A 20,591-nucleotide genomic window follows, 5' to 3' on the forward strand; every position below is an offset into this window, starting at 1 on the left:
AAATTAAAGACGGTCCTGGGCTACAATAAGCTGGTCTACAACTTCCAGAGAATCCCTCTTCTGGGCCACCTAATCCCAGACAAGCTCTACAAGGGGACGAAAATTCAAGGCCTGATGTTTGCCCTGGTGGGATTGGTCTTTGCGGCTTCCCTAGTTAACCTGGTGGTAATGACTTCGGCCGCCTCGTCATGCAACTCGGGGGTTTATTCCACCTCCCGCATGATGTACGCCATGGCACTGCGCAGTGACGCCCCGAAGCGTTTCCGAAAGCTTTCCCGTCGCTCCGTGCCCTTAAACGCGCTGATAGTCACCTGTCTGTTCTTGCTTACCTCCATTGCTCTGATGGCAGTAGGCGGCACGGTAATGGAAGCGTTTACCCTAGTAACTTCGGTGGCCTCGGTGCTATTTATGTTCGTGTGGGCCATGATAGTGGCCTCCTACGTGGAATTTCGCCGCCGCCTGCCCCAAAAGCATGAAGAATCGATATTCGCCATGCCGGGCGGATACTTTTCAATCACGTTAATCAGTGTGTTTATTGTGGCAATGGTGTTCGTCCTCGCCCTCGATCCCGCAACCCTGTATGCCATGTTGGCGAGCCTACTGTGGATTGGTGTTATTGCTGCAGTGTCGTTCCTGGTACGCCGCACTCCACATAATGCCAAAGTTCGCGCCGAGTTCGCTGACCGTCGCCGCCGAGAACTAGCTGCCGCCCAGCGATACCACGCCCAATAACCCGCCCCGCAGATTCTAGGTTCTTTCTCCTGCTGTGTGCACGGGGAAGAAGTTTTTCCTCCTGCCCAAAAATTTGGAAAACGTAGCGGCGTTTTCCAAATTTTGCGCCCACCTAGCCTGCTCGGATAAAACTTCTCCCTCACGCAAAGGGGGTACGGCTGGTACGCGAATCCCGCGAGGTACGCATTGAGCGTGCAGGGGCGGATTTATGCCGAAGGGCGAACAAGAACTCATTACTGAAAGCATCGGATTCTTACTAAACAAGCCGCCCGCCAAGTAGTCTTTTATTTTCAAGGCGCTGCGATAATAGTTCCCGCTTACGGGTCGTGACCGGTAAAAGATGCGAGAGGGGACACGCCAATAATCATTACACTTCACATCGGATACGTTCCCTTTAGGATAGATTCCTTTCTGCCCTTGTTTTACTTCTTGCGAGGGTCACTGGGGTTCCCCGAGCGCTTTTACCGGCCGTGACCCGACATTCGCGGGGAATTAACGAGAGACTTAGGCAGAGTGGGCTTTTAGGTGGCGATAACGGCATAGTGCCGCGAAAATGTCTTGGAGTCGCGGCGCGGCCAGGAACGCCGGGTAACGCCCAGCGGCGAACGCCTGCCAGCTAGAGGACGCGAACTCGGCAGCGAAGCGGGCGCAGGCATCTGCAATAGTCTCTTTGCCGTTAGCGTCAGTGACCAAAGCTCGAATCGCGTAAGCAATCGCTTCTGCTTGACCGGGATCAACTACTTGGGCGAGGGCGGAAATATCGATTTCTTCGCGGTTCAACCGCAAAGTGGCGGTGCCTTCCGCGCGAGTTTTTTCGCGCCGCCCCGCAGGTGGAGGCGGGCAAGATAGCAGGAGACGTTTACGCGCTGGCTCCTGCGGCCAGTCAGGGGCTGCACTATCCGTACTACTTGCCGTCGATCCTGCCCCGCTCACTTCCCGCGCCCTGGCAGTGGCATCGTAGGGCAGATAATTCTCAAGCAATAACACCTGGTCGGCTAAATCCAAGAAATCTCCCGAGCCTCCCATCACCATAATGGTGGACACCCCTAGTTCGTCCCGGATGCCTCCTACCCGGTCAATTAGGGGAATAATCGGTTCGCTGCGCACCAGCTGCCGCATCCGACTATCGCGTAACAACAGGTTGGTGGCCGAGGTATCTTCGTCAATCAGCAGCGCCCGCGAGCCGCATTCTATCGCTTCAGTAATCGCTGCGGCCTGCGAAGTTGAACCTGAGGCATTTTCAGTAAAGAACTCCGTGGTGTCAGCTCCGCCGGGCAAAGAACCGATAAATAAGGAAATATCGGTACCCCTGACCGCGCGCCCATCCTCAGCGCGCACTTTTATCGCATCGGGCAAAGTGGCTACCAGTTCGCGTCCATCCCCGGGAATATGGGGATACACTGAGCGTTCCAAGGCTTCTAACAAGGTAGATTTACCGTGATAGCCACCCCCTACAATCACAGTTATTCCTTTGGGGATCGCCATTCCAGATATTTTCCCGCTATAGGGCAGCTCTATAGTTTGTACCAGGGACGAGGGCGTATCCTCCCCTAATACCGTAGGTAGCTGGAAGCGCACCGCGTCTGTCATCGGTAAATCACTGATCCCGGAAGCCCGAGCCAGCAGCGCCCCATCCGCCACGAAAGCCACCCAGCCACGCTCATGAAGCATGTTTTGCAGTGCCTCATGGTCTTTGAGCGTGTGAATATGGCGAGTCAGATCGGCTAAATCTGGACCGTCGTCCTCACCGAAACATACGGTTTTATATACCAATTCGCACAGGTCATAGTCTAAAAATCGGGCAAAATTACGTCCTAAAATCCTCCGGCCTGCCGCTGGAAACGGTACCTGGACGCGCAGTTCCACCTCTTCTTCACTCAAGGTTACCGAGGAGCGTGGCAGGATTTCTTGCCCGACCGGCGCAATCCGCAGCTGCGCTTCAGATTTCCCACCCGGACGCCTCGCCCCAAAAATCTTCCGGGCTCGCCGCGCCAAAAAATCACCGGCAGCTATCCGCGCCAACTTATCTAAAGCAATCTCGGAGGGTATCTGGGCAGTATCCAGCGGTACTAATATCCGGCAGGCTGAAGGCGGGGCGAAGGGATCAGACTGTACCCGGTCGATAGAGAAACTAAAGTCCCCGAAACTCCATTGCCCAAGCAGTTGTTTATAGCCTCCATAGGAGCGGCCATCTAGTGATTTCGTTTTTCGAATTAGCTCATCTGCATCCCGCATAGTTTCCTATTCTATGCCGCACGTTGACTCGCCTTGTAGACTGGCATGGTAGCCCCGGGGCAACTCCCAAACTTTACGAGGCGGCTGCGCGAATTAACTCAGAGGATGAAAGGGATTTTTCGTGACTGACAAGCTGAAACTGGCTGATACGATCCAGGCGATAAACTGGAACGATATCGAAGATGATAAAGATATGGAAGTTTGGGATCGACTCACGGGAAACTTTTGGTTGCCAGAAAAAATTCCGTTATCGAATGATCTACCTTCCTGGAAAACCTTGAAGCCGGAAGAACAGCTCATGACTAACCGAGTATTTACTGGCCTGACCCTACTTGATACCTTGCAGGGTACCGTGGGCGCGGTTTCGCTGATTCCGGACGCCCGCACCCCGCACGAGGAAGCGGTCTACACCAATATTGCTTTTATGGAGAGCGTGCACGCGAAGTCGTATTCTTCAATTTTCTCGACTTTGCTGTCTACCACGGAAATCAACGAGTCTTTCCGATGGAGTGAAGAAAACGAGAACCTACAGCGCAAAGCGCATATCATCATGAACTACTATCGGGGTGATGATCCGGAAAAACGTAAAGTGGCTTCCACCCTGCTAGAGTCTTTCCTTTTCTATTCCGGCTTTTATGCCCCTATGTACTGGTCGGCGCACGCCAAGCTGACTAACACCGCGGATTTGATTCGGCTGATCATTAGGGACGAAGCGGTGCATGGTTATTACATTGGCTATAAATACCAGTTAGCGGTTAACGAGTCCTCGCCGCAGCGGCAAGAAGAACTCAAGGATTACACCTTTGACCTGTTGACAGAGCTTTATGACAATGAAGAAGCCTACACTGAAGACCTGTATGACCCCCTGGGATTGACCGAGGACGTAAAGAAGTTCTTGCGTTACAACGCCAATAAAGCCCTGATGAACCTGGGGTACGAGGCGCTGTTCCCCGCGGACTCTACCGATGTGAACCCCGCGATTTTGGCGGCGCTTTCACCGTCGGCGGATGAAAACCATGATTTCTTCTCCGGGTCAGGATCTTCCTACGTGATCGGAGAGATTGTCGATACCGAGGACGACGACTGGGACTTCTAAGTTTCTTGCGCTTGGCGAGGACGCCGGCTGATTCTTATGGAGCATAACCTCGCGTCCCGGCGCAGCAGCTAAAGAAAGCTTTTGATCCGCCTGCCTTATAGGCAGGCGGATCAAAACATTTACCGGTTTATCTCTTAACTCCTTTGCCCACAGCTGCCTTAAATCGGGTTATCGTAAAGGTATGAGTGATATTCCTACTTACCCGCAGCCTCGCCCCGCTTCCCGCGTGTTAGTTACTGGTGCTTCTACCGGTATTGGCGAGGCAACGGTTCGGCAACTACGTGCTAGCGGTTGGGCGGTAATCGCGGTAGCGCGTCGGCGTGAACGCCTGGAAAAGCTAGCGGAAGAAACCGGTTGTGAGTTCTTTGCCTGCGATTTAACTGACCGAGTGGCGGTTGAAGAAATGGTCGCTGACCTGTTATCAAAAGGGGCGCTGACCGCGGTGGTTAATAACGCTGGTGGCGCCATCGGAACCGATTCGGTAGCGGATGGGAAAGTAGCGGACTGGGAACAGATGTATCAGCGCAACGTGGTTACGGCTTTGAACGTCACCCAAGCTACTCTGCCTGCTCTGCGTGAAAATGGTGGCGACTTGCTGTATGTTACTTCTACTGCCGCCCTCGATACCTATCCCGGTGGCGGCGGATATGTGGCGGCTAAGCACGCCGAACAGATGATTCCCTTGACTTTGCGTCAAGAACTGGTGGGCGAGCCGGTACGCTTAATTGAAATCGCGCCGGGCATGGTGAAAACCCCCGAGTTTTCCCTAAATCGCCTGGGCTCTCGACAGGCCGCGGAGCAGGTCTATCGCGGTGTGGAAAAACCTTTAGTCGCCGCTGATATTGCGGATTTAATCAGCTGGTGCCTGTCGCGTCCGCCGCATGTGAATATCGACCGGGTAATTATCCGTCCGGTTGCCCAGGCTACCAACACTCTGGTAGCCCGCTCTGAGGACTAGACCGCAGGTGGCGCAGAGCGCGAGTATCGGCTCTGCCTGTAGCCTTTAGGATTGACTGCCCCGGCCGCTAATCCTCGCACCTGACGCGCGACCTCACAAATGGTCTCCCGGCTCTGCTAAGCCGCCCTCCGACCCCCTAGAGCATACAGGATACGCAGCCCTCAACCTCGGTTCCCTGCAGGGCGTGCTGACGCAGACGCATATAGTAAAGGGTTTTGATGCCCTTACGCCAAGCGTAAATATAGTTCTTGTTTACCTCGCGGGTAGTGACCGTATCCGGGTAGAACAGGGTTAAGCTGAGCCCTTGGTCTACGTGCTGGGTGGCCACCGCATAGGTGTCGATAATTTTTTGAGGTCCAATCTCGTAGGCGTCTTGGTAATATTCCAGGTTGTCGTTATCCATATAGGGCGCCGGGTAGTAAACCCGCCCGATTTTACCCTCTTTACGAATCTCAATCTTGGCCACAATCGGGTGGATTGAGGAGGTGGAGTTATTGATATAGGAAATCGATCCGGTGGGCGGTACCGCTTGCAGATTCTGGTGGTACATTCCGTATTCCCGAACGTTCTGTGCCAATTGCTTCCAATCTTCACTGGTTGGCACCTTGATGGATGATTTTTCTAGCAGCTGACGGCATTTCTCGGTCTTGGGAGTCCAGTCCCCGTTAAGGTATTTCTCGAAATACTGCCCGGAATAATACTGCGAGTCCTCGAAGCCTTCGAAGCGTTCCCCGCGCTCTTTCGCAATCTTGCACGAGGCTTTAATCGCCTCGAATGCCACGGTCATGAAATACATATTGGTGAAATCTAGGGCTTCTTCGCTGCCGTAGAATACCTTTTCCCGCGCTAGGTAACCATGGAGGTTCATTTGCCCGAGGCCAATAGCATGGCTCATGCGGTTACCGCGCTCAATCGAAGGTACTGCGCGAATATTTGACAAGTCAGATACGCTGGTCAGGCCGCGAATCGCGGTCTCAATGGTGGCGGAAAAATCCGGAGAATCCATAGTCTTCGCAATATTTAGCGAAGCTAGGTTACAGGAAATATCTTTACCCACCTGCTCATAGGTGAGGTCTTCGTTGAACTCGCTCTTTTCCGAGACCTGCAGGATCTCTGAACACAGATTGGACATGGAGATCCGCCCCTTAATCGGGTTGGCGCGATTCACGGTGTCCTCGTAAACGATATAAGGATAGCCGGACTCGAACTGGATTTCCGCCAATGTCTGGAAGAAACGGCGCGCATCAATCTTCTTTTTGCGGATCCGCCCGTCCTCTACCATTTCCCGATAATGCTCGGTAATGGAAATATCGCTCATCGGTTTCCCATAGACCCGCTCTATATCGTAGGGACTAAACAGGTACATGGGTTCTTTATTGCGTGCCAGGTGGAAAGTAATATCCGGGATTACCACCCCCAGGGACAGGGATTTAATTCGGATTTTCTCGTCCGCATTTTCCCGCTTGGTGTCCAAGAATTCCATAATGTCGGGGTGGTGAGCATTCAGATAAACCGCTCCGGCACCTTGCCGCGCCCCCAACTGGTTGGCATAAGAAAACGAATCCTCTAGTAGTTTCATTACCGGAACTACCCCGGAGGACTGATTCTCGATTTTCTTAATGGGAGCACCCGCTTCCCGCAGGTTAGTTAAGGATAGGGCGACCCCTCCTCCGCGTTTTGACAGCTGCAGGGCAGAATTAATACCCCGCGCGATCGACTCCATATTGTCCTCGATGCGCAGCAGGAAGCAGGAAACTAGTTCCCCGCGGGCTTTCTTGCCCGCATTAAGGAAAGTGGGAGTGGCGGGCTGAAAACGTCCGGTCATGATTTCGTCTACTAGCTTTATTGCTAGTTCTTCATCCCCACGTGCCAGATAAAGCGCCACCATACATACCCGATCCTCGAAGCGTTCCAGGTACCGTTTACCGTCGAAAGTTTTCAAGGTATAGGAAGTGTAATATTTGAACGCCCCCAGGAAAGTGGGAAAACGGAATTTATAGGCATAGGCTCGCTTAAATAGATCTTTAATGAACTGGAACTGGTATTGATCCACGACTTCCTGCTCGTAATACCCCTGCTCTACCAGGTATTTCATTTTTTCTTCCAGGTCGTGGAAGAAGACAGTGTTCTGGTTTACGTGCTGCAGGAAGTATTGGCGAGCCGCCTCTTTATCTGCCCAAAATTGGATCTTACCCTCTTTGTCATACAGGTTTAGTTCCGCATTTAACGCGTGATAGTCCAGTTCCGGGGAGGGCGCGGTTTCTACTCCGGTGTCAGTTAGATTTTCTGCCAAAACTCACTCAATCCTTTACGGCATATCTCGACGTCCTGGGGGGTTCCCAGAAGCTCATACTTGTACATAAACGGGATATTTAATTTTTGGGCGAGGATGTCGCCGGCAAGGCAATACGCTTTCCCAAAGTTTGTGTTTCCACTGGCGATAACCCCTACACAGTGTTCGCGGTTGCTCTTTTCGTTTAAGAACTTGATTACCTGCTTAGGTACAGCCCCTTTAATGTTTCCGCCCCCATAGGTGGGAACCACAATCACGTAGGGCTCGTTTACATAAAGGAATTCGTCACGAGGACGCAGCGGAATCCTTTTATTGCGAAAGCCAAGTTTTTCTACAAAACGCTTGGTGTTACCCGTTGCGGAAGAAAAGTAGACCAGCAGAGGTTCCCTATCGCTCACCTTTGACCTGCCTTACTGTTTTCGCTTCTCGCTAATACCTGCTCTGGGATGCACTATTAATATTGCTTCCGCAATACCGCCCCCCTGGAGGGCACGAAGTATCCGGAATATATTTTAAAAGCTTTTGGAGGACCCGCCCACCCTAGGCGGTAGCTGCCGCACGCGCAGCGACCACCATGCCCTTGATTTTATCGGGACGGAATCCGCTCCAAGAATCGGTATCAGTTACCACTACCGGAGCCTGTACGAAACCCAAAGACTTTACATGCTCGAGAGCATCTGGATCCTGGCTCATATCAACTTCCGCGTAAGCAATTCCTTGCTTTTTGAGAGCGCGCTTGGTCGCATCACACTGTACGCAACGAGGCTTAGAGTAAACGGTGACCGACATGTTTCTGCGCTCCTTAATTTGGCTTTGTTCGTCTGCGCTATTCAAAGAATAACATCAATGTAGTTCTTATGCCGCCACATTTAGGCGGTGAAGTAAACACTACACCTAGTATTGACTTAACACCAGTACCCCAAGATAATGTGGTTGGGGATAATCGGTGGAAAGAGCGCGAATTTCTGGGGATACCCAGTGAACCCGAACAATCTACTAGCTGGATACCCGGCACCTGCCTGCCTTTTAGGATGAAAACTAGTTCGAGATGATTGGTGAGCGGTTCCACCAAAAATTGTGGATAAAACTTTCCCCGGCGTGTCGCAGGAGCCGTGGCGCTTCCTCTCCAGTTACGAACAGCGCGGGGGCTGAGTTTTTCCTTTCGCAGTCGTCCGCGCACAGGGGCGGATTTCACCTATAAATTGCCACGCGAGGGAAAAGTTTGTCCTCCCGCCCAAGAATTCGGGAAACGTAGCGGCGTTTCCCAAATTCTTATGCCCACCGCGCCCACTCGGACTAAACTTTTCCCTCGCGCTAGTCCCAGATTTTGCTTCGCGCCCCTGCACGCTCAGTGCGTATCTCTCGGTTCTTGTTCCCGCTGAGATGTTTACGTGTGTGGTACCAGCGAGCGTGGAGCCTAGGTTTTATCCGATTAGGCTAGGCGGGCGTAAAAATCGGGCAAAACTTTGTAGCTTTGCCCGATTTTTTGGGCGGGAGGAAAAACCTAGGCTCCGCGCGGAAAACGGCAGGAGGAAAAACCTAGCCCCTCACACACACGCGAATGAATATAGATAAGGTGGTATCCAGAGCAGCTACGGATTAAGGAGCAGGCGATGAGTGAGCGCATGAACGTGGAATCTTTCAACCTAGACCACACGAAAGTGGTGGCTCCCTTTGTGCGGGTAGCCGACCGTAAACAGCTACCTGGCGGAGATGAACTGGTCAAATACGATGTGCGTTTTTGTCAACCAAACCAGGAACACTTGGAAATGGAGACCGTGCACTCGATCGAGCATCTCACCGCAGAGCTGATGCGCAACCACACCGATAAGTTGATTGATTTTTCGCCTATGGGTTGCCAGACCGGGTTTTATGCCCTGATGTTGGGGGTAGAACCTGGCGAGTTTATGCAGCTACTGGCGACAACGTTTGAAGATATTCAACACGTCGACCAGGTTCCTGCGGCGAATGAACGTCAATGCGGGTGGGGCATTCACCATAGCCTTGCCGGGGCACAAAAAGCTACCACTCGCTTCTTGGCAGCGCGAGAAAGCTGGAATCAGGTTTATCGTTAGGAGAAAAACCGCTATGAACAGCCGCGACACTGTTATTATTTGCGCGGAACTTACCGAACTGGCGCCCTTCGTCAACAGGATGTGGCTACAGGAGTGCCTAGCTCACCGCCACCAGGATTCTTACACTCCTGAAGATACTAGGAAAGCGCTCCCTACTCCGGTAACAGAAGTTTCAGGTTTACGGTTTTATTCCCTAGATCTGCCAGAGGTTCCCGGAAAAACTCTCGGGGTACAAAGCGGAGTGGGAATGGTTAATGCGGCCCGCACTACTGCGATCGCGATTGAGGTATTAGGTGCACACCAAGTGCTGTATTCCGGCACCGCTGGTGGTTTAGCCAAAGACAGCCAGGTGGGGGAAATAATTTTCGGCGATAATTACGTATTTCACAGCGCAGATGCTACCGCTTTTGGTTATCAGCGTGGGCAACTCCCGGGGATGCCTCCCTCCTATGCAGGTAGCGAAAGATTACTAGCTAGTGCCCGCAGCCTATTAACTGCTACCGATGGGCAGGATTCAATCACTGCAAGCAGTGTCGCTACCTTTATAAATCCGTCTTTCCCGGCAGAGGCAACACTTGCCGCTAGTTTAAAGGAGACCCCGGCACGCTGCGGCACCATAGCTACGGGGGATTCTTTTATTACTGACGCCAATGTCGGTGCGGTACGCTCGGCCTTTCCTACAGCTCTAGCCGCAGAAATGGAATCCGCTGCCGCAGCCCAAGTGGCATTTTTGTCCCAGGTTCCTTTCTTGGCGGTGCGCTGTATCTCCGACCTCTGCTCCCCGGAGGGGCAAGACGTATACCATGGCAATGCCGCTGTTTGCGGGGCGATTGCGGCGGCAGCCACCATTTGCCTACTTGACGCCTGTTATTTTCACGCAAAACTTCAATAAAAACGTAGTTTGCCGAGATTTTTACCGCTTTTTTTCCTTAAGTAGGGCTGTTCAAAAATCAGCAGGTTACGATATCCAGGTAGTCTTATTGCAGTGGGAGAATTGACATGGACTTGTCACGTCCTCGTAATTTTAGAGTAATGCTCGGGGTAATCGTAGGGGTCGCATTATTGTGTTCAGCTATGGTGGCCGCTTACGCGACAACCAGAAATTCGGGAACTCCGAAAGCAGCAGATTCTACCTCAACTTCGAAAACAAGCCCTACTAAAAATAAGCCCTCCAAAACCACTCCCACCAGCACTACTCCCCCCACTACCACTTCCAGCCCGACCTCCACCCCCACTCTCACTCGTCCTCCGGTGGATTGCGCTAAGGAAAAATGTGTGGCCTTAACTTTTGATGATGGGCCTGGCCCCGATACTCCGAAACTCTTAGATACTTTAAAAGCGGAAAATGTTCCCGCTACTTTCCTACTGGTGGGCAAGTCGGTTGCCACTTACCCAGATACGGTGACCCGCGAGTTCCAGGAAGGGCACTCCCTGGGTGTTCACACCTGGAACCATCCGCAGTTAACTAAACTTCCTGACGACAAAATAGTCAAAGAAATAACCAGCACGGCAGATGCGATCAAAAAAGCCGCCCCGGATGCCCAGGTTAACTTTACTCGCCCACCCTACGGGGCTTTTAACCCCCGGGTAATTTCTGTCTTAAAATCCTTGAACCAGGCCACCGTGATCTGGGACGTTGACACTTTAGATTGGAAGCATCGCGATCCGAATGCAGTGCTGAAACAGGTACAACAGCAAACTAAACCGGGGTCGATTATTTTGATGCACGATATTCACCCCACCAGCATTCAAGCAGTACCCGAAATCATTAAATATCTACGCTCTTCAGGGTTCACCATGGTGACAGTTCCCGAATTATTCGGGGGATCGCTCACTCCTGGCAAGATTTATTTTGATCAAAACATGGTTCGCGGATAGTCGCGGCCAGGGACTTTTAATTGCAGGCTTGCTCCGTAGTTCTTCATCTATCCCCCGGGACTATAATTGTTTGAGCTTTAAGGCTCCGGGGTGGTCATAGCGTCTACTTGGGCATCCGGATGGGCGGCGATCAGATCATTAAGTGAGGACGCGGAGGCAATCATCCGAGCCATTCCGTGGGTGCCCACCACCCCCGCTAACGCAGTTCCTAACCCCATTTCGGAAAGAGCGTCAGCTTTCAGCCCCGGCCAGCCGTGCAACCTCGCTTGCAGATCGACAGGTATTTGCGCGAGCCCAATTCCGGATGCAAATAATGCCCCCACTAAACCGGCAATGGTGTCAGTTGCTCCTCCCAGTTGTACCGCGAGGGAGATGGCACGCCGGAACGCATCTTGTCCGCTGAGCGGCATCCCGGCATGCTCGATTTTCACGGCCTGTAAAATCCCTACCACTGCTTGTAGAGCGGTGACTGCATAGGTGTTGTCACGCGGAGGTTTGAAGTAGGTTTCCTCGGCTTGTTGCAACCATTCGCGCCACGGTTCGCGGCGACCTGCGGGTAGCAACGCTATTCCCGACCCCAGGTTGATTCGGTTTACCCAGGTTTCCTCACCGGGGAGCGGATCAGTAACGGCTCGGCGGATCGCTTCCGCATAGATCACCGCTGCTTCACTGGCTAAGGAATCTACATGGGTTAGTTCGGATACTGCCCGTACTGACTCTGCTGTCCACTGGGGATCTTTTATTCGGGTGAGCCCCAAAATAGCGCAGCGGCTAAGCGGACCGGCTCCGGAAGTGCGGCGGGTACGCAAGTGAAAATATGCGGCGGCGGAACGCATTTTCCGGGCGGGGTTCATATTGGAAGTATCATTGCTGGTAGTTTCTAACACCACCCTGGTGGGCGCATCTAGTTTACGGGTTCCCCCGTGGTACCAGGCTAAATATCGAGTAGCGACTGCATCTAAGCCTTCTTCTGTGGTCAAATCGATTCCGGTGACCGCAACTTCTGCTATACAGATCCCCAGCTGAGTGGCTTCCGACCATTCTCCCGGACTTAGGCGTCCGGCAGCTCCCTGCATTCGGGGAATTCCCTCTAAAGGAGGTGTTTTAAATTCGTAACCAACTCCTAAAGCATTGCCGCATGCTTGCCCCACGAGAACGCCGCTTGCCCGATCTGCCATGATGGCGAGGGGGGCTTGTCCGCCACGCCGGATCAATTCATTTTCTTGATCGGTGCGTTCTGGATTCTTATCACGCGCATCAGCCACCCTTTCAACTTTAATGCACCTACTACCAGATAAGCGAGATTCCCCTGGCTAGAACGCGTGGTTTGCATAATAGCCAGGGGATGAGGACGAGAAAGCTGTCCTCTCTAGCGGGCACCCTCACTTGCGGCGGGCGCGGTAGGAAACTAGCAGTCCCCCGCATCCGAGCGCTATTAGAGCCGCCGACAGCGGGCCAGAGGGACTGGCACCGGTTTCAGAAAGTACAGTCGGTTCCACCGAAGGAGGAGGAAGGGTAGACGGTGGTGGGGTAGATGGAGGCGGAGTTGCGGGAGGCGGAGCCTGGGGCAGGGCATACTGTTCATCCGTTTCGGTTTCCGAACTTCTAAAAGCTTGCGTCCGCGAGTCCCCTTCATAGCTAGTTACGAACACATAGGTATCCTTGCATTCGAAGCGTTCCAGATTGAGAGGGGTTCCCTCTTTATCTTCGTCGACAATGTAGGTTCCGTTCTTAGCCGGTAATTCGATTCTCGCTAGGGGTTCTTTCCCTTGGGCATCTTGATCTTTAATGGGGTGGGGTAGACAGTAAAGGTCATTACGGACTACCGGTTCATCACGTTTCCATTTGCCGCTGCCCCCAAAGTCCGGGTGATCGTCGGGAAATCCACTCAGCTCTACCTGATCGGTCAGTATTTTTCCCTGTTTATCGGTTACTACTTTTGCCTGAGTTTTTACCCCGGGGAAAAACGGCAGTACTTGAGTTTCGCCCTCCTCAAAAAAGTTGGGGACATAGTCTGCTTTTAAGTAAGTATCCTCTGGCTGCAGATCCCGATGAGCGGCGGCAACAAAAGTATAGAAACCGGGTCGGTCTATCTTAAAAGGATCAGTTTCATTTGAGATAGTGACGCCCTTTTCTGCCTCTTGCTCATTTTGGGGAGTCGCCGGTAGCTTCCAGGTTTTTAATGGCTGAGCGTTAGCCGGAATCTGTCCCGGGCCGCGCGCAGAGCTAAAAGGACCGTAAAGTGACAAGTCGATCATCACCGTTTGCCAGGTCTCTTTTCCGGTATTCTTCCCCCATTTTTCTTCGGCTGTCACCAAAATATTGTCCGTTAGTTCCGCTCCTCCTTCTAGCGGATTCATTTGCGATTTAGTCTGCGTTTTTACTGCAAAAAACTGTCGAGGATCAGCATTGGTGGTGGCGATGGTGCTTAGCTGTGAATTCGGGCCGGAAATCAGCAAATCCTGCCAGCGCGCGTGTTCCCAAATTTCGTAACTAACCGGTGGCACTCCTGTCACCTTAACCTGAGCACTCACTTTTCCAGGGCCGGTTACCTCGATCGGGATCTCTTTGACCGTAGCCGCGGAGGAAGTATTTAGGGTTTTAGACTGGCCTTTACTGGAAAAATGTGCCGACCCCGATAAGGTGACGCTTTCTTTGAAACCTTTGAGAGGGCGACCGGCTGCGCTTTGTGGCACTGGCAAGCGCACGATTCCCTGCATGGATCCCGGATTTACTTTTATTTCTGGCTTTCCCATCCGGTAGGGGCCGGCATAGGCAGCGGCCTGCTGTAAGAGCTGGGCCGCCCGCTGCTTGATTGGGGCGGAGCCTTTTTGCTTTGTGGTTAGACGTCCAGACAGGGAGTGAATCGCATAGACAGTGGCTCCCAGTTCCGGGTTTCCTTTGGCGATGGCGCTTCGCAGCTGGCCAGCCAGATATGCCACCCGATATTGTGTCGAAGCCGGAAAGATTACGGCAGTTCCCTTTACCTTATCTTTGACTTCGAAAGTAGCTTTGTTGGAGCGATACTCTTTTCCCGCTCCGATTACTCTAAGCCCTTGATAGGTAATCCATTTGTTTCGCGGCGAGTTGATCTGCCGATCAGTGGCACAAACTGCGACTTTAGTATCGTCCGCAGACTTTCGGGCGTTCAACTCCATTTTTGAGTCACCATAACTCTTCCAGGCAGCCCCCGGCCCGGCGGCTTGGGAAGTGTCCTGATCGGTAACCACCATAGCGGAACTGATCATGGCGATGGCGGTGGCTATCCCGAGCATAGCGAGACGTTTTCGCCTTTGGGCTCGTCGTCGACGACGAGGGCTGATTCTCGAGTAAGGATCGGGTATCTGACTATTTCTGGCGGGAGTATTACCGCTATTTTTCACTGTTTCCATACCCATAGATTCCGCTTTGGAAAGGAGGTAAGCCAGATCCAAAAAACAATTTCTGAGTATCGGGTAGCTAGCTTGCCTTGGGGACAATCCCGCAACTACTGGTTGAAGCGAAAGTAATATCTTCCCAAGTGGATTATTTATTTTTTGTAAAACAGCTGGACAAATCACCCATATTATACTTTAATCTCAATAGAAACATTTACAACACTCGTAACTTACATAACAAGATGGTCCCAATGGTTAGTAAGAAAAAAATTTTTAAAATAGCAGCTGGCATCCTCGCCCTCTCATTAGCAATTCTTTCAGTTCCCCTCTCATCAGCATTTGGCAAAACTGGTTTTCGGGCGGGAAACATTATTTCTGATGCCAATATGTACCAGAAGACCCCCTCCATGTCAGCGGCACAGATTCAAAAATTCCTGGAGACCCAAGGCGCAGGTTGTCGCGGCAATGGATGCCTGAAGAATATGCGTCTGAATACCAGATCCTTTAACGCAGACTATTACTGCAAGGGCAGTTACCGGGGCGCACATAATGAGCCAGTTTCGCAGGTTATTTACAAGATTTCCCAGGCCTGTCAAATCAGCCCGAAAGTTTTACTGGTGACCATCCAAAAAGAGCAATCGGGAATTACGCGTAACCTGTCAACTGTTAGCCAGAACAAACTTACCGGTTACGGCTGCCCAGACGGCAAGCCCTGTGATGAGCAATACTATGGGGTTCAAAATCAAATCTATCAGACGGCGCACCAGTTGCAGCGATACCGCCTCAAGCCTGGATATTACAGTTTCCGGGGCGGCAAAACCGCCAATATCCAGTTTTCTTACCAAAGCGGATGCGGGGCTTCAAAAGTCAGATTAGAAAACCAAGCAACGGCATCGCTCTACAACTACACTCCTTTCCAGCCGAATCAAGCTTTACTTTCCGGCAATCATGATCGTTGCTCTTCTGACGGTAACTACAATTTCTTCAACATTTATCAACGCTGGTTCGGTGACCCAAGAGGCTCAGCTCCCGCAACCACCCCTAATAAGAAAGTCGTGGTTCCTGAGGGCGGGTACACCGGCACTTCCAATAACACCAAAGCCCAAGCCGCCAAGGAACAGGTCACTAGCACCCCGGCTGCTACCGGCAGTCACGCTAACACCGCCCCAAAGGTAGGCTCGGCGAGCTCTAGCTCCTCCAGCACTACTACAACTGCAAATTCTCAGGCCACTACCAGCCCCCAGTCGGCTAACAATTCCAAACCTACGGATAGTTCCCAGGCTGCAAAAGACGCGGCCGCTCAAAACGCTGCTATGAAGGCCGCAGAGCAAGAAAAAGCTCAGCAGGAGGCAAAGGCGGCAGCGGAAGCAGCTCAAAAGGCTGCCAAGGCTGCAGAAGCAAAGAAAGCGGCAGCCGCTGCCCAAAAAGAAAAACCAACCCAGCCAAGTTCGGATTCCCAAACCGCTAAACCTCAAAGCGAAGCGCCAGCCCAACCCCAACCGACTAGCGCCACCCCAAACAAAACAAAGCCAGCAAAGGCGGCTACTAAACCAGCAACCTCCAACAACAGTCCCGCTTTGGCTAGTACCGGCACCGTTGGCGGCTCCGCAACTATCTTGGCAATCGTCTTAGTGATAGCGGGGTGGAGGATTCGCAAGAACGTGATTGACAACCGTCCGATCCGCGTTAACTGCTGACGGCCGCCAGAACCTGCGCAATAATTTCTTGGGTCTGCCAGGGCCCGGAAGTCGCGCGGGTTTGCACTCCGGTGCGGACCGCCGGATAGTCATTTCCGTCCGGGTCGAGACGGTCCCCCACAAATAGGACTTCGGCAGGCTTCAGCGCCGTTCGCGCTAGGAACTTCTCCACCCCGTAGGCTTTATCGATCCCGCGCATCGTAATATCGACGGAAGTCGACCCGCCGGAAAGCACCGTCAGCTCAGGTAAAAGTTTACCGGCACGGGCAGCTAGCTCGGCCCGCTTAACCCCACTGGGATCCCAAGCATCTTTCGCTTCCCTGGCTGCCTGTTGTCCGAGGGCGGAATAGGTTAGCTGCGAACCCCGGTTTTCAATTATCTCCCCCGCCGGATCCTCACACCAATACCCGAGGGAGCGAGCGACATCCTCGATTACTATGCGCGCCTTCTGCACTTGTTCTGGCGCCATTTTCAGCACATACTGCGCTTTCCAGTCCCCGTCTTCAAATAGATAGTAACGCGTACCGCAAGTGGGCAGCAGGTGTAGCTGCTGGGGAGAGAAATCTTGGCTCGATAAGGGTTCTAAGAGCTGGTGGGAAAACTGTCGGAAGGAGCCCCCACTGATCACCCCGGTGGGTAAAACGCGGGTAAGACGCGCGAAGACCCTCGCCATTTCGGGCAGCATTACTTGTTTCGAGGGTGTCAAAGTGCCATCCAGGTCAAATATCATCGCCTTTATCGCGCCCACTCGTCGCCTTTCTGCCGTGGTTCCATAAGGTAGCCAAAAAGCCATTGTAGAGCTAAAAGTGAGTCGGAATTGCATTTACCCGAGGCAACTTGCTTTAGTTATTTGCCCTCGGCTGAGAGAAGCTAAGGAGCGCTTGGCAGGTATTGCTACACCAGTGGCGCCTAGACGATTTAGAAATGGGGTATCGAGAGAATTTCTACCTCTTGTCGGCATCGTGTAATCGTTTTCACAATAGCAATTTTAATCTACCAATTGCGATATCTACCAGGTATTTTATTGGTCACAAAAGCCGCACACTAACAAAAGTTCTCCCATTTTTTGTCCTAACATTGACGCCCCTCGAAAAAACCTCGTATAGTAAACATGTAAACGTTTCCACGAGGGAAAAAGTTCAAACCGAACTTTTCGAATCGCTAGAACAGAAAGAGAGAAAATAAAAATGGCTACTTTGGTTGCTCCTTCGATTTCATTGTCTTCTACTCGGCTCGAAGAGCCGAAAATGGTTGCCTACATCGCTTTCATCTCCTTGATGGTAGCTGGCGTAGCGATCACTTTGATCGGCGCATTTTCCGCTTACGCGGTCACCGCGATCCTGGGCGGACTGCTAACTGCGGTTAGCGGATTCGGTTTCGCCTGGTCTAAAGTTTATTTCCAGCTCAAGGGAGAATAGGTTTTAACCGGCATACGCCTAAAAAACATATGTGCGTCGCCGCCAGCGACGCCTAAAGTCTCACTGAGCTAGATATAACAGCTGAATAGCATCTCAGAAAATCTAGGCGCTAGCATACTTAAAACGCTAGGCGTCAAGATGGTCTGGACAGCCTCCTAATAATTCTGGTCTCGGCAGACTCTCTCAAGACTGTTACTAATGCGGGGCGGATGGATTTCCATCCGCCCCGTTTTTCTAGTTCCAAACCGAGCTTCAACGTCCTTGTTTCCCCTGAACTAGATATGTTCGGGTATTATTCCCGCCAGAGATCTTATAACTGTTGCAGCCACCTGCCCTAGATCCGCCCACCCCAGGGAGCAAAGGCAAATTAAACAGCCAAATAAAAAGGGCGGGCAGGTTCTTGTCAAAAGAACGTGCCCACCCAGTTACGGCAACTAGCAGCTACCTGACCACCTCAACAGTATTAACTTGCTTTACAGCGACATATCAACCACGGCACGGCCTTGTACCTTGCCCTGAGAAAGCAGCTTATAGGTGGCGCCGGCTTCTTCTAGCGGAATCCGCTTGGTAACAATCTTCTGGTAATCAATCATTCCCAGATCTGCCATCCGGATTACCTCCGGCAGATCCTGGCGGGTACGGGCACCGTACGACCCCAAGATGTGCTGAGCGCGACGGACTAGGCGGTTAATCTCTACCTGCGCAGTTTGTACTCCGGCTCCCAGGCCGATCGGCACCATGCGGCCTCCATCTTTAAGTACATCCAAAGCGGTGGTCCAGGTTTCCGGGCGCCCGAGCGCCTCGAAAGCCACATCTACGCCTTTACCGCCGGTGATCTTGAGGATTTCCGCACGCGCATCCTGAGTGACCGAATTAATCGCGTCGGTGGCACCCAATTCTTTAGCGCTGGCGAGCTTGTCATCGGAAATATCGATTGCCACGATCTGGCTGGCGCCAAAGGCTTTGGCGATCTGAATAATGTTAGATCCCACGCCTCCGGTAGCAACTACCGCCACGGATTCGCCAAAGTGCAGGTCAGCGCCGCGGCGTACCGCTCCATAGGCGGTCATAGCGGCACAACCAATAATCGCCGAGGAAACTAAATCCATACTAGAAGGCACAACCGCTACGGAGGTGGAAGGCACTACCGCGTATTCGGCGAGCCCACCCATGGAGTACATGGCGATTTCACTGCCATCTAGATCGGCCAGGCGGGTGGTACCGTCATAGAGTTTGCCCTGCAAACGGTTGAGATCAAAGAACGGTGCACACAAGTCGTCACGTCCAGACGCACAGGCTTCACACTGACCACAAGGCATCAGGAAAGCTCCGGAAACATACTGGCCAACTTCCAGCCCGGTATGTTCATTGCCTTCACCTAGCTCCACGATTTGTCCGGCAACTTCATGTCCGAGGACGCAGGGCTTGGGGAAGTCGATAGCTCCCCCAATTACATGCAGGTCAGAGTGACAAAGACCGCAGGCAGCGACTTTGATGAGCACCTCGCCCGCCTTGGGATGGGGGGTACGAATCTCATTTACTTCCAGTCCCTTCTCAACATCACGAAGAACTGCGGCCTTCATCGTCTCGGGAATCGTCATGTCCTGCTCCTTTGCTAGCGTTTAAATATTAATATTTCAGCCTTGACGGATACCGCCCTTGAAGCTGCACCCGTCGCTCACTTCCAGTATCGTACAGATTTACATCTTTGTCCATACATTTTGACAAAAAGTAGCTTTTTAAAATATATTTCTCTAAACAAGCGACAGAAAGGACTGTAGAAATAACTAAAAACACTGCTTGCAGATTCTTGGTCAAGTTCAGGCAGAGATAGGGATTACTATATAAATGTAATAACAATAGCTCTATTCACACCGGCGGGGATCATCTCGATTTTCACTGCCGGTATTCGTAGAGGCAAAAACTGCAGATACTGGCAGGCTCCTGACCGCACTAGCCTCCGATCAGAGCAGATGACCCCGTAGTTACCTGCCCCAGAAAGGAAACCATGCTTGACCTCACTCCTGGTTTAATCGCTATCTTGGTAGCCTGCGCCCTGATGTGCGGACTAGCAAAAACCGCTCTTCCGGGACTAGCGTGCATACCGGTCGCGATCCTGGCAGCAGTAATGCCTACCCGCCCCTCCACCGCCCTAATGCTGCTAATGCTACTTACCGGAGACTTGCTGGCCATCTGGACCTACCGTAAAGATGCTGACTGGAAAGTGCTACGCGGCTTGTATCCACCGGTAGCGGTGGGGGTAGCCATCGGTGCCGTTTTTCTGGCAAATGTATCTAACCAGGTGATGAAAGTTTCTATCGGGATCATTATTTTGGCGCTGACTGCCCTCACCCTGGGGCTGATCTGGTATGCGGGTCGCACCGGGCGCGACCTGGCGACCTCCATGAGCACTTCCCTACCCGCACGCCTGTTTTACGGTTCCCTGTCGGGCTTTACCACGATGGCCGCCAACTCGGGAGGCCCAGTGGTCTCCCTGTATTTCCTGGCCTCCCGCTTTGAAGTCCGCCGCTTCATGGGCACTCAAGCCTGGTTTTTCTTTATCGTCAACCTGCTAAAACTACCCTTTTCCGCCGGTATTGGCTTGATTGATCGGCAAATGCTGCTGATCGCTCTATGCCTCGCTCCTCTAGTTCTGGGGGCAGCCCTCCTGGGGCGCTGGTGGATAGGGCGCATCGACAATAAAATCTTCGATCCGATCGTAACTATACTAACCATCGTTTCCGCAGTATTCCTGCTGCTCTAGCCGAGAGTTCGCCGCACAATCAGATAAAGCAGGCAGACACCATCCAGGGTGTGCGGGAAAAGGTTTTA

The 20,591-nt window shown here is 52.4% G+C and carries 17 protein-coding genes; 9 read left to right on the forward strand and 8 right to left on the reverse strand.

Features of this window, described 5'->3' with window-relative positions; all coding sequences use genetic code 11:
* A partial coding sequence (locus RDM26_RS03885) for an amino acid permease (protein WP_307737726.1) occupies positions 1–732 on the forward strand: 732 nt, incomplete at its 5' end.
* 504 nt (positions 733–1,236) lie between these two features.
* On the opposite strand, the gene RDM26_RS03890 is transcribed toward RDM26_RS03885, so the two are convergent.
* Positions 1,237–2,967, reverse strand: a complete 1,731-nt coding sequence (locus tag RDM26_RS03890; protein WP_307737727.1) for an ABC-ATPase domain-containing protein — start codon at positions 2,965–2,967, stop codon at positions 1,237–1,239.
* A 121-nt stretch (positions 2,968–3,088) separates the two neighbouring features.
* Here RDM26_RS03890 and nrdF point away from each other — a divergent pair, with 121 nt between their 5' ends.
* Both nrdF and RDM26_RS03900 read left to right on the forward strand, forming a co-directional pair.
* Entirely contained in the window at positions 3,089–4,063 is a 975-nt protein-coding gene (gene nrdF / locus RDM26_RS03895) for a class 1b ribonucleoside-diphosphate reductase subunit beta (protein WP_307737728.1), read from the forward strand.
* A gap of 181 nt (positions 4,064–4,244) precedes the next feature.
* Positions 4,245–5,021, forward strand: coding sequence for an SDR family NAD(P)-dependent oxidoreductase (locus RDM26_RS03900; protein ID WP_307737729.1), 777 nt, complete (start codon positions 4,245–4,247; stop codon positions 5,019–5,021).
* 136 nt (positions 5,022–5,157) lie between these two features.
* On the opposite strand, the gene nrdE is transcribed toward RDM26_RS03900, so the two are convergent.
* The 3 genes from nrdE to nrdH all read right to left on the reverse strand — a co-directional run bounded on the left by nrdE (position 5,158) and on the right by nrdH (position 8,103).
* The gene (nrdE, locus tag RDM26_RS03905) at positions 5,158–7,314 is read right to left on the reverse strand and encodes a class 1b ribonucleoside-diphosphate reductase subunit alpha (RefSeq protein ID WP_307737730.1); all 2,157 of its coding nucleotides are present in this window, start codon (positions 7,312–7,314) and stop codon (positions 5,158–5,160) included.
* The gene (gene nrdI, locus RDM26_RS03910; protein WP_307737731.1) at positions 7,299–7,712 is read right to left on the reverse strand and encodes a class Ib ribonucleoside-diphosphate reductase assembly flavoprotein NrdI; all 414 of its coding nucleotides are present in this window, start codon (positions 7,710–7,712) and stop codon (positions 7,299–7,301) included. The genes nrdE and nrdI overlap by 16 nt, the downstream gene beginning before the upstream one ends.
* 142 nt (positions 7,713–7,854) lie before the next feature.
* Positions 7,855–8,103, reverse strand: a complete 249-nt coding sequence (gene nrdH / locus RDM26_RS03915) for a glutaredoxin-like protein NrdH (RefSeq protein ID WP_307737732.1) — start codon at positions 8,101–8,103, stop codon at positions 7,855–7,857.
* A gap of 824 nt (positions 8,104–8,927) precedes the next feature.
* On the opposite strand from nrdH, the gene RDM26_RS03920 reads away from it, so the two are divergent.
* From RDM26_RS03920 to RDM26_RS03930, 3 genes are all read left to right on the forward strand, one after another.
* Positions 8,928–9,389: an S-ribosylhomocysteine lyase gene (locus tag RDM26_RS03920; protein ID WP_307737733.1), complete on the forward strand. Its 462-nt coding sequence runs from the start codon at positions 8,928–8,930 to the stop codon at positions 9,387–9,389.
* A 13-nt stretch (positions 9,390–9,402) separates the two neighbouring features.
* Positions 9,403–10,281 carry a 5'-methylthioadenosine/S-adenosylhomocysteine nucleosidase gene (locus RDM26_RS03925; RefSeq protein ID WP_307737734.1) on the forward strand — a complete coding sequence of 293 codons (879 nt, stop codon included), beginning with the start codon at positions 9,403–9,405 and terminating at the stop codon, positions 10,279–10,281.
* Between the two features lie 107 nt (positions 10,282–10,388).
* Positions 10,389–11,267 carry a polysaccharide deacetylase family protein gene (locus RDM26_RS03930; RefSeq protein WP_307737735.1) on the forward strand — a complete coding sequence of 293 codons (879 nt, stop codon included), beginning with the start codon at positions 10,389–10,391 and terminating at the stop codon, positions 11,265–11,267.
* A 77-nt stretch (positions 11,268–11,344) separates the two neighbouring features.
* Here RDM26_RS03930 and RDM26_RS03935 read toward each other — a convergent pair whose 3' ends face one another.
* Together RDM26_RS03935 and RDM26_RS03940 are read right to left on the reverse strand one after the other, a co-directional pair.
* On the reverse strand, positions 11,345–12,532 hold the full coding sequence (locus RDM26_RS03935; protein WP_307737736.1) for an ADP-ribosylglycohydrolase family protein: 1,188 nt from the start codon (positions 12,530–12,532) through the stop codon (positions 11,345–11,347).
* Between the two features lie 117 nt (positions 12,533–12,649).
* Positions 12,650–14,542, reverse strand: coding sequence for a hypothetical protein (locus tag RDM26_RS03940; RefSeq protein ID WP_307737737.1), 1,893 nt, complete (start codon positions 14,540–14,542; stop codon positions 12,650–12,652).
* 353 nt (positions 14,543–14,895) lie between these two features.
* On the opposite strand from RDM26_RS03940, the gene RDM26_RS03945 reads away from it, so the two are divergent.
* The gene (locus RDM26_RS03945) at positions 14,896–16,341 is read left to right on the forward strand and encodes a hypothetical protein (RefSeq protein WP_307737738.1); all 1,446 of its coding nucleotides are present in this window, start codon (positions 14,896–14,898) and stop codon (positions 16,339–16,341) included.
* On the opposite strand, the gene RDM26_RS03950 is transcribed toward RDM26_RS03945, so the two are convergent.
* Positions 16,331–17,089: an HAD-IIB family hydrolase gene (locus RDM26_RS03950; RefSeq protein WP_307737739.1), complete on the reverse strand. Its 759-nt coding sequence runs from the start codon at positions 17,087–17,089 to the stop codon at positions 16,331–16,333. The genes RDM26_RS03945 and RDM26_RS03950 overlap by 11 nt on opposite strands.
* A gap of 439 nt (positions 17,090–17,528) precedes the next feature.
* On the opposite strand from RDM26_RS03950, the gene RDM26_RS03955 reads away from it, so the two are divergent.
* Complete coding sequence (locus tag RDM26_RS03955; RefSeq protein WP_307737740.1) at positions 17,529–17,759, forward strand: hypothetical protein; 231 nt, start codon at positions 17,529–17,531, stop codon at positions 17,757–17,759.
* A gap of 473 nt (positions 17,760–18,232) precedes the next feature.
* Here RDM26_RS03955 and RDM26_RS03960 read toward each other — a convergent pair whose 3' ends face one another.
* Positions 18,233–19,360, reverse strand: coding sequence for a zinc-binding dehydrogenase (locus RDM26_RS03960; protein WP_307737741.1), 1,128 nt, complete (start codon positions 19,358–19,360; stop codon positions 18,233–18,235).
* A gap of 407 nt (positions 19,361–19,767) precedes the next feature.
* On the opposite strand from RDM26_RS03960, the gene RDM26_RS03965 reads away from it, so the two are divergent.
* On the forward strand, positions 19,768–20,523 hold the full coding sequence (locus RDM26_RS03965; RefSeq protein WP_307737742.1) for a TSUP family transporter: 756 nt from the start codon (positions 19,768–19,770) through the stop codon (positions 20,521–20,523).
* The last annotated feature ends 68 nt before the right edge of the window (positions 20,524–20,591 follow it).

It is taken from the genome of uncultured Varibaculum sp. (assembly GCF_902489465.1).
Classification (GTDB): Bacteria; Actinomycetota; Actinomycetes; order Actinomycetales; family Actinomycetaceae; genus Varibaculum.